Raw genomic sequence first — 13,575 nt, 5'->3', positions numbered from 1 at the left:
CGGCGCCGTGAGCCTCGCTAGCATGTGAGCCGCGGGGCGTGGCGTCCCGCTCGGTGTGCGCGGCACGCCGACGATCGTTCCGGAGAGGACGTTCATGTACGACGACTACGGAGCAGGGGGGCTCATCGCCTTCTACCTCGTTCTGCTGCCCTTCCTGTTCGTCTTCGCCATCGCGGGTTACGTCATCACCTCGTGGTTCCTGATGAAGATCTTCGAGAAGGCCGGCGTGCAGGGCAAGTGGCGCGCCTGGGTCCCCGTCTACAACACGCTGATCTTCGTGAAGCTCGGTGACCTCAACCCGTGGTGGCTGCTGATCCTGTGGGGAGCGTCGGCGGTGCTCGGCTGGATCCCCGTGATCGGCGGGCTGCTTCCGCTGGCTGCCTTCGTCTACACGCTGCTCGCCGCCTGGCGTGTCGGCTTGAAGCTGCAGAAGGAAGCCGTGTGGCTCATCCTGTACTTCTTCCTCGCCATCGTCTGGCTGGGCATCAACGCTTTCGACAAGTCGCGCTGGAACACCGCGATCCCGGCCGCGCCGTGGGCGGGCAACTTCCTCGCCGACAACACGAACTGGTCGGGCATCCCCGCCCAGGTTCCGGCAGGCGGCTACCCCGCGAACCCGGCGACCGCGCCCGGGTCGTACGCGCCGCCCGCCGGGTACCAGCCGCCGCCACCCGCCGGCTATCAGCCGCCGCCGCCGGCCGGCTACACCCCGCCGCCCGCACCGCCGGCTGCCCCGCCTGCTCCGGCGACTCCGCCCCCGGCGGCCGCCGAGCCGCCCGTCACGCCGCCTCCGGCCGCATCGCCCCCTCCGGCGACCGAGCCTCCCGCGGCCGAGCCCCCGGCGACCGAGCCTCCGGCCGGTCCCGACGCGCCCAAGCCGTAACCCGGCAGTCGACGGCCCCTCACCCCCCCGGGTGAGGGGCCGTGTCCGTCCGTGCGGGATAGCGTGGAGGGATGACCCCCGAAACCTCCGTCCCTCTGCGTCGTGTCGGCGCTTCCGGTCTCCTCGTCTCGTCCGTCGGCCTCGGCTGCAACAACTTCGGCCGGCCGGGAACCCGCACCGAGACGCTCGAGGGCACGCGCGAGGTGCTGGATGCCGCGATCGACGCGGGCGTGACATTCCTGGACACCGCCGACATGTACGGCGCGGAGCCGGGGCTGTCCGAGTCGCTCATGGGGGAGGCGCTCCGGGGGCACCGGGACCACGTGACCCTGGCGACCAAGTTCGGCCACTCCGGACGCGACATGGGATACGGCGTGGCGGCGGCGAAGGCCTCCCGGACTTACGTGCGACGCGCGGTCGAGGCATCCCTCCGCCGCCTGCAGACCGAGTGGATCGACCTCTACCAGCTGCACACGCCCGATCCGCAGACCCCGATCGAGGAGACGCTCGACGTGCTGGGCGACCTCGTGCGCGAGGGGAAGGTGCGCTACATCGGGCACTCGAACCTCGCCGGCTGGCAGATCGCCGAGGCGCACTACGTCGCCGCCGAGCGCGCGGGCGTTCCGTTCGTCTCGGCGCAGAACCACTACAGCCTCCTCGCCCGCGCGGCCGAGCGCGAGGTGCTGCCCGCGGTCGAGCGGTTCGGACTCGGCTTCCTGCCCTACTTCCCGCTGCACAACGGTCTGCTCACGGGCAAGTTCACGCGCGATGAGGCACCCGCGGACACCCGCATCATGCGGCAGCGCCGACACGTGTGGGAGCAGGCGCCGTGGGACGCGCTGGACGCGTACCGTGCCTTCTGCGACGAGCGGGGCATCACGATGCTCGAGGCCACCTTCGGGTGGCTGCTCGCCCGTGACTCGCTCGCGAGCGTCATCGCCGGCGCGACCTCCCCGGAGCAGGTCCGCGCGAACGCGGCAGCGTCGTCGGCCTGGTCGCCGACGGCGGCGGAGCTCGAGACCATCGACGCACTGTTCCCGCTGCCGGAGGACCCCGGCGCGCGGGTCTGACGCCTCTCCCACCGCGCGCGCTCGGTGGTTCGCCGAGGGCGTACGCCGACGGTTTGGCTCGTGCGCGCGGCGAGGCGTAGCGTCACAGTCTGTGCGCACACCGCGGACCACGGCGGCCTCCCGCGCACGGGAAGGACCACTGTGCTCGGAAAGCTCCTGGTGCGCTATCTGCGCCCCGCCTGGGCCCTCATCATCGGCGTCGTCGTCTTCCAGCTCGCGCAGTCGATCGCGTCCCTCCTCCTGCCCACGCTGAACGCCGACATCATCGACCAGGGCGTCGTCACCGGCGACATCCCGTTCATCTGGCAGACCGGCGGGGTCATGCTCGCGGTGAGCCTCGTGCAGATCGTGTGCGCGATCGTCGCGGTGTACTTCGGCTCCCGCCTCGCGATGGGGATGGGACGGGACCTCCGCGGCGACCTGTTCCACCGCGTCGTGGCGTTCTCGCAGCGGGAGGTGGGTCAGTTCGGGGCGCCATCCCTCATCACCCGCAACAGCAACGACGTGCAGCAGGTGCAGATGCTCGTCCAGGTCTCCGCCACGCTCATGATCTCGGCGCCCATGCTCGCGATCGGCGGCGTCATCATGGCGGTGCGTCAGGACGCGGGGCTGTCCTGGCTCATGGCCGTCGCCATCCCGGTGCTGCTGGTGATCGTGGGGGCGATCGTCTGGCGGATGGTGCCGGCGTTCACGAAGATGCAGAAGCGCATCGACCGGGTGAACCAGATCATGCGCGAGCAGCTCACGGGCATCCGCGTCGTGCGGGCGTTCGTTCGCGAACGCGAGGAGGCGGCGCGCTTCGCCGTGGCCAGCGACGACGTGCAGGAGACCGCCCTGCGCGCGGGCAACCTGATGGCGCTCATGTTCCCCGCCGTGATGCTGGTGATGAACGTCTCGAGCGTCGCGGTCATCTGGTTCGGCGCGTTCCAGGTGCAGTACGCCGGGGTTCAGATCGGCACCCTGTTCGCGTTCCTGCAGTACCTGATGCAGATCCTCATGGGCGTCATGATGGCGACCTTCATGTTCGTGATGATCCCGCGCGCGGCGGTGTGCGCGAACCGCATCGGCGAGGTGCTCGACACGGCTCCGTCGGTCGCCGCCCCTGTCGACCCCGTCCAGGCCCCGGTTCCCGCCGGCCGCGTGCAGTTCGACGACGTCGACTTCGCCTACCCCGGCGCCGACGACGCGGTGCTCCGCGACATCCGCTTCACCGTCGAGCCTGGCACCACGACCGCGATCATCGGCTCCACCGGGTCGGGCAAGACCACGCTCATCGGCCTCGTCGCGCGGCTGTTCGACGTCACTTCCGGCGCCGTGCGCGTCGACGGCGTGGACGTCCGCGCGTACGACCCCGACGACCTGTGGCGGCGCATCGGACTCGTGCAGCAGCGCGCGTTCCTGTTCTCGGGCACAGTTGCCTCCAACCTCCGCTACGGCAATGCCGAGGCATCCGACGACGAACTGTGGGACGCTCTCGACCTCGCACAGGCCCGCGATTTCGTGGCGGCGCTCCCCGAGCAGCTCGACGCCCCGATCGCACAGGGCGGCACGAACCTCTCGGGCGGACAGCGCCAGCGCCTCGCGATCGCCCGCGCGCTGGTGAAGCGCCCCGAGATCCACATCTTCGACGACTCGTTCTCGGCCCTGGATCTGAGAACGGATGCCGCGCTCCGCCGCGCCCTCGACACCCGCCTGCCGAACGCCACCCGGATCGTCGTCGCCCAGCGCGTGTCGACCATCCGCCATGCCGACCAGATCGTCGTGCTCGACCACGGACGAATGGTCGGGCTCGGGACGCACGACCGCTTGGTCGAGACGTGCGAGACCTACGCCGAGATCGTGGAATCGCAGCTCGCGGCGGAGGCGGCGGCATGAGCGGCGTGCAGCGCGGACCCCAGCAGCGGATGCCGCTCCAGCGCGGACCCATGGGGCAGGTCGCCGGGGGCGAGAAGGCCAAGAGCTTCGGCCCGAGCGCGAAGCGCCTGCTGGCCACGCTCCGCACCGACATGCCGCTGCTCGTGGTCGTGCTCGTCTTCTCGGTGCTGTCGGTCGCGCTGAGCGTGATCGGCCCGAAGCTGCTCGGCAACGCCACGAACGTCGTCTTCGCGGGCTTCGTGTCGCTCCAGGTGCCGGCCGGGGCGACGAAACAGGAGGTCGTCGACGGGCTGATCGCGCAGGGCAACCAGGACCAGGCGAACATGATCGCCGCGATGGACTTCGTGCCGGGGGCGGGAGTCGACTTCGAGCAGCTGGCATGGATCCTCGCCGGCGTGCTCGCCGTCTACGTGCTGGCGAGTCTGTTCGGGTGGCTCCAGGCGCGCCTGCTGAACGGGATCGTGCAGCGCGCGATGCACCGCCTCCGGCTGCAGGTCGAGGCGAAGGTCCACCGACTCCCGCTGTCGTACTTCGACAAGGTGCAGCGCGGTGAGCTCCTGAGCCGGGTCACCAACGACGTCGACAACATCGGCCAGACGATGCAGCAGACCCTGTCGCAGGTCGTGATCTCGCTGCTCACGGTCGTCGGCGTGCTGGTGATGATGTTCGTGATCTCGCCCCTGCTGGCCGTGATCGCCCTCGTGACGATCCCTCTCACGGTGCTCATCACGGTCGTCGTGGCCCGTCGCTCCCAGAAGCTCTTCGTGGCGCAGTGGAAGGCGACGGGAGTGCTCAACGCGCGCGTCGAGGAGACGTTCTCCGGCCACGCGATCGTGAAGGTCTTCGGACACCAGCGCGAGGTCGAGGCCGACTTCCGCGCCGAGAACGAGGAGCTCTACCGGGCGAGCTTCGGTGCCCAGTTCATCTCCGGCATCATCATGCCGGCGATGATGTTCGTCGGGAACCTCGTGTACGTCGCGATCGCCGTCGTCGGCGGCCTGCAGGTCGCGGCGGGACTGCTGTCGATCGGCGACGTGCAGGCGTTCATCCAGTACTCGCGGCAGTTCACCCAGCCGCTGAGCCAGCTCGGATCGATGGCGAACCTGCTGCAGTCCGGCGTCGCGAGCGGCGAGCGGGTCTTCGAGCTGCTCGACGAATCCGAGGAGGAGCCGGACGACGCGGAGCCCAAGACCGCTCCCGATCACGCCAGCCGCCTCGCGTTCGAGGACGTCTCCTTCCGGTACTCGCCCGACAAGCCGCTCATCGACGACCTGTCGCTGGCGGCGGAGCCGGGCAGCACGGTGGCCATCGTGGGCCCCACGGGCGCCGGCAAGACGACCCTCGTCAACCTCATCATGCGGTTCTACGACACCGACTCCGGCCGGATCACGCTCGACGGCGTCGACACCCGCCGGATGACGCGCGACGACCTGCGTTCGCGCACCGGCATGGTCCTGCAGGACACGTGGCTCTTCGCCGGGACGATCCGCGAGAACATCGCCTACGGAAGGCCGGATGCCTCGGAGGAGGACATCGTCGCCGCGGCCACCGCCGCCTACGTGGACCGCTTCGTCCATGCGCTTCCCGACGGCTACGACACGATGCTCGACGACGAGGCGACGAACCTCAGCGTGGGGGAGCGTCAGCTGATCACGATCGCCCGCGCGTTCCTCGCCGATCCGCGCATCCTGATCCTCGACGAGGCCACGAGCTCGGTCGACACGCGCACAGAGCTGCTGATCCAGCGGGCGATGTCCAGACTGCGCGAGGATCGCACCGCGTTCGTCATCGCGCACCGCCTGTCGACGATCCGCGATGCCGATCTGATCCTCGTCATGGAGGACGGATCCATCGTCGAGCAGGGCACCCACGACGAGCTGCTGGTGGCCAAGGGCGCCTACTGGCGGCTCTACAACGCGCAGTTCGAAGCCCCGATGGACGAAGAGACGCTCGTCGATCCGGAGACCGTCGGGGCCGCGGCATCCACCGCCTCGCCCGGGCCGGACGCGGAAGGGCGTGCGGAGGAACCTACTAGTATGTGAGGACGCGGCGGGCCGCCAGGCCCCGTGAACGTCGACCGGGAGGACAGGCGTGCCCGAGGTCTCCACCCATTCGCGCACGGTCCCCGTGCCGGGCGGATCGCTCGATCTCGCATGGGCGGCGGTCACCGATACCGGTCGCCGCCGCGAGGTCAACCAGGACGCCGTCTTCGCGGCCTACCCCCTGTTCGTCGTCGCGGACGGCATGGGCGGGCACGTCGGGGGAGAGATCGCCAGCGCGAGCACGATCGACCGGCTGAAGGCCATGACCGAGGCCGGGACGGTGACGCCGAAGACGATCGAGAAGGCGCTCGCGCGCGCCGTCAAAGACATCGCCTCCCACCCCGAGGCGACCGACGACGGCACGGGCACCACCCTGACGGGCGTGTACCTCGACACCAGCGGCGACGCGCCGCACTGGGTGACGCTCAACATCGGCGACTCGCGCGTGTACCTCGTGCGCGACGGCGCGATCATCCAGATCACGACCGACCACTCGGTCGTGCAGGAGCTGATCGCCTCCGGCCGGCTGAGTCCGGAAGAGGCCGAGAATCACCCGTACGGCAACGTGATCACGCGCGCGGTCGGTCCGAGCGAGGGTGTCACTCCTGACTACGTGCGGCTCGACGTCCTGCCGGGCGACCGGTTCGTGATCTGCTCCGACGGTCTCACCAAGGAGCTCACCGACTACGGCATCCGCCACTTCCTCGACGAGAACCCCGACCCGGCCGACGCGGTGACGGCGATGCTCGACGCCGCGCTCGAGAACGGCGGCCGCGACAACATCACGATCATCGTGCTCGACGTCGAGCCCTCCGCGCGTGCCGCGGACTCCGGCGCCGGCATCTCGGACGCCGACGCCGACACCGACGACCTGCGCGACGCCGGCTCCTCCCCAGCCGCGGACTGACCGCGGCTGTCCACGGCTTCCGGCTCGCGTGGCGCTCGCCGCGGTCGGAGGCGGTGAACTGAAGCGGTGCGCTTCCCTCCCGCTCCCGCCGTCGCCCGGTCCACCTCTTCCGGCCCGCTCGCCGCCCTGTCCGACGATTCCGTCGATCCGCTCTCGCTCCCCGCGGCCTTCTCGCCCCCGGCAAGGCCGCCGTTCCCGCTCGTCGCGGCGATCGTCCCCGTGGTCGGCGCGGTGGGTCTCTGGCTCGTCACCGGGTCGATCCTGTCGCTGTGGCTGGCCGCGCTCGGTCCGCTCATCGCCGCGGCGACCGTGGCCGACGCCGCGCGGACGACCCGTCGCGATCGCCGGCGCCACGAGGCGGACTCCGCGCGCGCCCGCGTCGACGTGGCGCGCGCGGTCGACGTGAAGCACGAGGCGGAACGGCGGCGGGCCTGGGCGCGGCATCCCGATGTCGCGGGGTACGTCGCGCGCGACGACGAGGTGTGGCGGCGAGCCCCGGAGCGGGCCGACGTGCTGGTCGCAGGAGAAGGCGAGGTCGCCAGCGCGCTGCGCGTCACCGGCGGCGAAGGCGATGCGGATGCGGCGGCCCTCCGCGCCCGGGCCAACCGGCTGAGCGGCGCCCCGGTGGTGGTGCCCGCGCGCGGCGGGATCGCCGTCGTCGGCGCACCGGTCGTGGCCGCTGCCGTCCAGCGGGCACTCGCGCTGCAGCTGTGCCACGCGCTTGCGCCGGGCGAGCTCGCGCTGACGGGTTCGTTCGACGGCGACAGGGAGTGGATGCGGATGCTGCCGCATCGGTCGACGCCCGGCACCCGCCGCCTGGCGGTCGTGGCGGCGGGCGAGTCGGTTCCGCACGAGGCGGACATCGCCATCGCGCACCGGGTCCCGGGTGAGCCGCTGCCGCCAGGACTCTCCGCGGTGCTGCACGTGAGCGCCCCTGGAGCCGCGCGCCTCGAGCACGCGGGCGAGGCGGCGGACGTCCGGGTCGAGGCGCTCGCGCGAGACCAGGCCGAGGTGCTCGCCGAGTCGCTCGCGCGGCGGGGGGAGCGGACCCTCGGCATCGCGGCGGGGGAGGGCGGTCCGCTCCGGCTCGCGGAGCTCATCGATCAGGGGCCCGAGGAAGTCGGGACGCTGGCCGCGGTCATCGGCGCGGACGCCGCATCGCCGGTCGTGCTCGATCTCGTCGACGACGGTCCGCACGCGGTGGTCGCCGGCGTGACCGGGTCGGGGAAGAGCGAACTCCTCCTCACGTGGGTGCTCGCGCTGTGCCGGACCCGCACGCCGCGAGAGGTCGTGTTCCTCCTCGCCGACTTCAAGGGCGGCACCGCCTTCGATCCGCTCCGCGAGGTGCCGCACGTGACCGGGGTGATCACCGACCTCGACGGATCCGGCGCTCGCCGGGCGATCGAGAGCCTGCGCGCCGAGATCCGGTGGCGGGAGGCGGCGATCGCCGGCGCGGGGGCGCGCGACATCCGCGACCCTCGAGTCGACCTTCCGCGCCTCGTCGTGGTCGTCGACGAGTTCGCCGCGCTCTTGGGCGATCAGCCCGAGCTCCACGCGGTCTTCGCGGACGTCGCGGCGCGAGGTCGGGCCCTCGGCATCCACCTCATCCTGGGGACCCAGCGGGCTGCCGGGGTCATCCGCGACAACCTTCTCGCGAACTGCCCGCTGCGGGTCAGCCTCCGGGTGACCGACTCCGCCGACAGTCGAGCGCTCATCGGGACCGACGACGCCGCCCTTCTACCGGGGGGTCCGGAGGGCCGAGGACGCGCGCTCGTGCGACGCGCCGGTGATGCGCGGGCGCGCTCCGTCCGCGTGGCCCTGTCCGACGCGTCCGACGTCGACGCCGCGTCCGGCTCGTACGCCGGGCCCGAGCCGCGCCGCCCGTGGCTTCCCGAGCTGCCCGCGCAGATCACGCTCGCCGAGCTCGGCGCGCGCCCGACGGACCGCGGAATCGCCCTCGCGCTCGCCGACGAGCCCGAGCGGCAGCGCCAGCGGACGGTCGTGATCGAACTCACGGACCGGGCCCTCCTCGTGCTCGGTGGCCCCGGCTCCGGCGCCAGCAACACACTCCGGGTGCTCGCCGCGCAGGCGCCGGGGGAGGCGCGACGGATTCCCTCCGATCCCGAGGGTGCGTGGGATGCCGTGGCCGCCCTCGCGGCCGAGCCGCCGCATCCCGGTGACGTCGTCTGCATCGACGACCTCGACGCGGTCGTCTCCGGCTTCCCGCCCGATCACGCGCAGATCGTGGTGGAGAGGCTCGAGGCACTGCTGCGCGAAGCGGGTGGGGGCGGCTTCCTCGTCGCGGCGGCGGTGCGGCGCCTCACCGGCCCGATCGCGCGGCTCGCGGACCTCTTCTCCCGGCGCCTGATCCTGGGGTTCCCGACGCGGGGCGACCACATCGCCGCAGGCGGCGATCCTGCCCGCTTCCGGGGCGGCAGCGCGCCCGGACGCGGAGACCTGGACGGTGTCGAGGTCCAGGTGGCTCTCGCGCCGGCATCCGCCCCCCTCGAATCTCCGCCGCCGACTGCGTGGCACCCTTCCGCTCCGATCTCCGGCTTCGTGTCACGACGTTCTCCGGCGGCGCGCGCGGCGCTCGGCGAATGGAGCGCGCGGGGGGTCCGCGTGGTCGACGTCGACGCCTACGTCGCAGAGCCCTCGGTCACCGCCGACGGGCCGGTGATCATCGCGGGCGAGCCCGACGACTGGCAGCGCCATTGGCGCCTGCTCGCCGAGGTGCGCGGTGATCACGACCTGGTGGTCGACTCCGCCTGCGCACCGGAGCTCCGGCTGCTCACCGGCATCCGCGGCGTACCGCCCTACTGCGAGCCCGGACGCGGGCGCGCGTGGCTGGTCGCCGCCGGCGCCGATCCCGTCCGCATCGTCCTCCCACCGGCCCACATCCGGCCGAACCGTCGACCGCGCGATCTTGACCCGCTACCGACGACCCCATAGCTTCACTGTGTGACTACAACCCCGATCGACCTTCAACGGCCCGAAGGCAAGGGACTCGCAACGGGGACGCTGGGACTCTGGGGCTCCACGGTCATCGGCCTCGCCTCGACTGCGCCGGTGTACTCGCTCGTGGCGACCCTGGGCTTCGTCGTGCTCGCGGTCGGCGCACAGGCTCCGATCGCGTTCGTCATCGCCTTCATCCCGATGCTCTTCATCGCGTTCGCCTACCGCGAGCTCAACAACGAGATCCCCGACTGCGGCACCACCTTCACGTGGGGGACCAAGGCGTTCGGCCCATGGGTCGGCTGGCTCGGCGGCTGGGGCGTCGCGGTCGCGGGAATGGTCGTGCTCGCCAACCTCGCGCAGATCGCGGGCATCTACTTCTGGGCGCTCATCGACGGGATCGTGCGCACGCCCGAGGACGCGCTCCTCTCCGACAACGTCCTTCTCGTCACGGCGACGGGCGTCGTGTTCATCGCCGCGATGACGTGGGTCAGCTGGCGCGGGGTCGAGATCGGCGAACGCATCCAGAACGTGCTGCTCGCCATCCAGTACGCGGCGCTCGCGATCTTCGTCATCGCCGCGCTCTGGCACTTCTTCGCCGGCACGGCTCCGGACCCGACGCCGTTCGACTGGGCCTGGTTCAACCCCTTCGCGTTCAGCGAGTGGTCGGGCTTCATCGAAGCGATCCTGCTCGCGCTGTTCATCTACTGGGGCTGGGACACCTGCCTCGCCCTCAACGAGGAGACGAAGGATCCGAAGCGCATCCCCGGTCGCGCTGCGCTGCTCACGACCGTCATCCTCCTCGTCACCTACGTCGGCGTCACGGTCGCGGCGATGATGTACGCCGGCCTCGGCGAGAGCGGTACCGGGCTCGGCAACGAGGCCAACGCCGACGACTTCTTCCTCGCGATCAAGGACGGCCTGCTCGGACCGCTCGGCTGGGTGCTCGTCGTCGCCGTCATGATCTCGGCGATCTCGTCCACGCAGACCACGATCCTTCCGACCGCCCGCGGGACCCTCGCGATGGCTGCCTACAAGGCGCTGCCGCGGCGCTTCGCGACCGTGCACCCTCGCTACAAGACGCCGTCCTTCTCGACGCTCGTGATGGGCGCTGTCGCCATCGTCTACTACGTCGGCATGACGCTCATCAGCGACAACATCCTGCAGGACTCGATCCTCTCGCTGGGCCTCGCGATCGCCTTCTATTACGGCATCACCGGCTACGCGTGCGTCTGGTACTACCGGCGGGAGCTCTTCACCTCGACGAGGAACTTCTTCTACAAGTTCCTCTTCCCCCTCCTCGGGGCGCTCATGCTGACCTACGCGTTCATCCAGTCGGCTATCGACATGTACAACCCCGACTACGGCTACAGCGGCGGCGTCGGGCCCGTGGGCAGCACCTTCCTGCTCGGCATCGGCGCCCTCGCCTTCGGCGTCGTGCTCATGGTGCTGTGGTACCTGTTCCCGCGGGCCAAACCCTTCTTCCGAGGCGAGAGCCTCAACCGCGAGACGCCGGTGCTCGTCCCCGACGACCCGACCAACTACGGCCGCTCGATCGACCGCGGCCTCACCTGACGCCGGCTCGCGCCCGCGGCCGGGGTGCGAACAAGGGAGGGGACGGATGCCGCGACATCCGTCCCCTCCCTTTCAGCGTGCGTCAGACCAGCGCGGCCTCGAGCGGCGCCAGTTCCAGCCCGTGGGCCGTCGCCACGCCGGGGTTGACGACGGCGCCGCCGACGACGTTGAGGCCGCCCGCGAGAGCGGCGTCGGCGCGCAGGGCGTCCTTCCACCCGCGCCGGGCGATCTGCCGGACGTACGGGAGGGTGGCGTTCGTCAGCGCGGACGTCGAGGTGTTCGGCACCGCACCGGGCATGTTCGCGACGCAGTAGAACACGCTCTGGTGCACCGCGAACGTCGGATCGGCGTGGGTCGTGGGCTTGGTGTCCTCGAAGCATCCGCCCTGGTCGACGGCGATGTCGACGAGTACGCTGCCGGCGCGCATGCGCGAGACCATCTCGTTCGTCACGAGCTTGGGCGCCTTCGCGCCGGGGATCAGCACCGACCCGATGACGAGGTCGGAGTCCACCACCGCGCGGTCGAGGTCGAACGGGTTCGAGGCGGCGGTCTTGACCCGGCCCTGGAAGTGGTCGTCGAGGTAGCGGAGACGCTGGACGTTGGTGTCGAACACCGTGACGTCCGCGCCCATCCCCACGGCGATGACCGCGGCGTTCGCGCCGGCGACGCCCCCGCCGATGACGGTGACGCGCGCGGGGCGGGTGCCCGGCACGCCCGACATGAGCAGGCCGAGCCCGCCCGCCGACCGCATCAGGGTGTTGGCGCCGACCATCGGAGCCAAACGGCCGGCCACCTCGCTCATCGGCGCGAGCAGCGGCAGTCCGCCGCCCGCGACCTGGACCGTCTCGTACGCGATCGCGGTGACGCCGTCCGCCATCAGCCGCTCGGTCAGCGGCCGATCGGCGGCCAGGTGCAGGTACGTGAAGATCACCAGGTCGTCGCGGAAGTTGTCGTACTCGCTCGCGATCGGCTCCTTGACCTTGAGGAGGAGCTCCGCGCGCGCCCACACCTCGGTCGCGTCGTCGAGGAGGATCGCTCCGGCGGCCGCGTATTCGTCGTCGGGCATCGACGATCCGGCGCCGGCGCCGCTCTGTACGAACACCTCGTGCCCGGCCGCGACCAGATCGTGAACGCCGGCCGGCGTGAGCGCCACCCGGTACTCGTTGTTCTTCACCTCGGTGGGGACGCTGATCCTCATCGTGTGTGATCCTTTCCGCTCCGCCGTTGGAGCGCTCGGGCTCCTCGTGGGAGCGCCTCTAGAACGCGGGGCGAATCGCCCCGACGACCTGTCCGCCGCCGGTGATCGACAGCGGAAGCCTCTGCATCGTGGCGGCGACGTCTGCCGGCGCCAGTGCGCCGGAGCGCTCGAGCAGGCGCAGCGCGACGGCCGTCGCCGCCCGGCCGCTGCCGTCGAGCATCTTCAGTGCGACCGTCGTGCCGTTCGGCGCCACCATGACCATCACGCCCTCGGCGCCGCCCTTCGCGAACACCCCGAGCGACTCGATCGCGATCGTGTCGTGACGCCCCGGGCCGTCGATCGTCCAGGGATTGTCGCGCACCGCCTGCACGAGCGTCCCGGCGCTGCGGTGCAGCGCGAACGGCGACGTCGTCGACGCGGTGCCGATGCGGTGGATCGCGCGGGCGAGCCCGAAGAGCGTCGTGGCGAACACGGGCGCGCCGCAGCCGTCGACGGCCGTCGCCGAGGTCTTCTCGCCCAGCAGTCGCTCGACCACCTCGCGGACGTGGAGCTGCAGCGGATGCTCCGGCGACAGGTAGCAGGAAGGATCCCAGCCGTTTGCGACGCATGTCAGCAGCATCGCGGCGTGCTTGCCGGAGCAGTTCATCCGGATGCGGGCCGGTTCGGCCCGGTCGCGCACGAGTTCGTCGCGCGTGTCGGTGTCGCCGGGCCACGCGGGCGGACAGCCCAGGGCCTCTTCGCCGAGCCCGGCGGCGTCGAGGATGTCGCGCACGACCGCCACGTGGCGGTCGGTGCCCGAGTGGCTCGCGGTCGCGAGCGCCAGCCTCTCGCCCTCGAGCGACGCCCCCGCCGACAGGAACGCGAGGGCCTGGAGCGGCTTGAGGCTCGATCGCGGGAGGATCAGCGCCGACGGGTCGCCCAGGCGTTCGGCGATGGTGCCGTCGGGTGCGAGGACCACCGCGATGCCGGCGTGCCGTGACTCGATGAATCCGCTGCGGTCGACGACGGCCAGCTCGACGGCGTCGGCTGCGGCGAAGGTCTGCGGCACCCGGCCAGCCTACCGCCGAGCG

Annotated in this window: 9 protein-coding genes; 7 read left to right on the top strand and 2 right to left on the bottom strand. The window is 71.3% G+C overall.

The features are described from left to right. Window positions 1–94: 94 nt before the first annotated feature. From ACFQ0P_RS00735 to ACFQ0P_RS00705, 7 genes are all read left to right on the top strand, one after another. A complete protein-coding gene (locus ACFQ0P_RS00735) occupies window positions 95–883 on the top strand; it encodes a DUF5684 domain-containing protein (RefSeq protein ID WP_204979833.1) in 789 nt (262 codons plus the stop codon). A 71-nt stretch (window positions 884–954) separates the two neighbouring features. Beyond that, on the top strand, window positions 955–1,953 hold the full coding sequence (locus ACFQ0P_RS00730) for an aldo/keto reductase (protein ID WP_204979832.1): 999 nt from the start codon (window positions 955–957) through the stop codon (window positions 1,951–1,953). A 141-nt stretch (window positions 1,954–2,094) separates the two neighbouring features. Then, window positions 2,095–3,828 carry an ABC transporter ATP-binding protein gene (locus ACFQ0P_RS00725; protein ID WP_204979831.1) on the top strand — a complete coding sequence of 578 codons (1,734 nt, stop codon included), beginning with the start codon at window positions 2,095–2,097 and terminating at the stop codon, window positions 3,826–3,828. Then, entirely contained in the window at window positions 3,825–5,870 is a 2,046-nt protein-coding gene (locus tag ACFQ0P_RS00720; RefSeq protein WP_378771015.1) for an ABC transporter ATP-binding protein, read from the top strand. The genes ACFQ0P_RS00725 and ACFQ0P_RS00720 overlap by 4 nt, the downstream gene beginning before the upstream one ends. A 49-nt stretch (window positions 5,871–5,919) precedes the next feature. Next, on the top strand, window positions 5,920–6,777 hold the full coding sequence (locus tag ACFQ0P_RS00715) for a PP2C family protein-serine/threonine phosphatase (protein ID WP_204979830.1): 858 nt from the start codon (window positions 5,920–5,922) through the stop codon (window positions 6,775–6,777). A 66-nt stretch (window positions 6,778–6,843) separates the two neighbouring features. After that, window positions 6,844–9,729 carry an FtsK/SpoIIIE domain-containing protein gene (locus tag ACFQ0P_RS00710; RefSeq protein WP_204979829.1) on the top strand — a complete coding sequence of 962 codons (2,886 nt, stop codon included), beginning with the start codon at window positions 6,844–6,846 and terminating at the stop codon, window positions 9,727–9,729. Between the two features lie 9 nt (window positions 9,730–9,738). Further along, window positions 9,739–11,307, top strand: coding sequence for an APC family permease (locus ACFQ0P_RS00705; protein WP_204979828.1), 1,569 nt, complete (start codon window positions 9,739–9,741; stop codon window positions 11,305–11,307). An 82-nt stretch (window positions 11,308–11,389) separates the two neighbouring features. On the opposite strand, the gene ald is transcribed toward ACFQ0P_RS00705, so the two are convergent. Together ald and ACFQ0P_RS00695 are read right to left on the bottom strand one after the other, a co-directional pair. After that, a complete protein-coding gene (ald, locus tag ACFQ0P_RS00700; RefSeq protein WP_204979827.1) occupies window positions 11,390–12,505 on the bottom strand; it encodes an alanine dehydrogenase in 1,116 nt (371 codons plus the stop codon). Window positions 12,506–12,563: 58 nt separating this feature from the next. After that, window positions 12,564–13,553, bottom strand: coding sequence for an asparaginase (locus tag ACFQ0P_RS00695; protein ID WP_204979826.1), 990 nt, complete (start codon window positions 13,551–13,553; stop codon window positions 12,564–12,566). Window positions 13,554–13,575 lie beyond the last annotated feature (22 nt).

It is taken from the genome of Microbacterium insulae, from assembly GCF_042677065.1.
Lineage (GTDB): Bacteria > Actinomycetota > Actinomycetes > Actinomycetales > Microbacteriaceae > Microbacterium > Microbacterium insulae.
The sequence above is the reverse complement of the archived record's forward strand: the minus strand, read 5'-3'. Positions and strand labels throughout refer to the sequence as shown.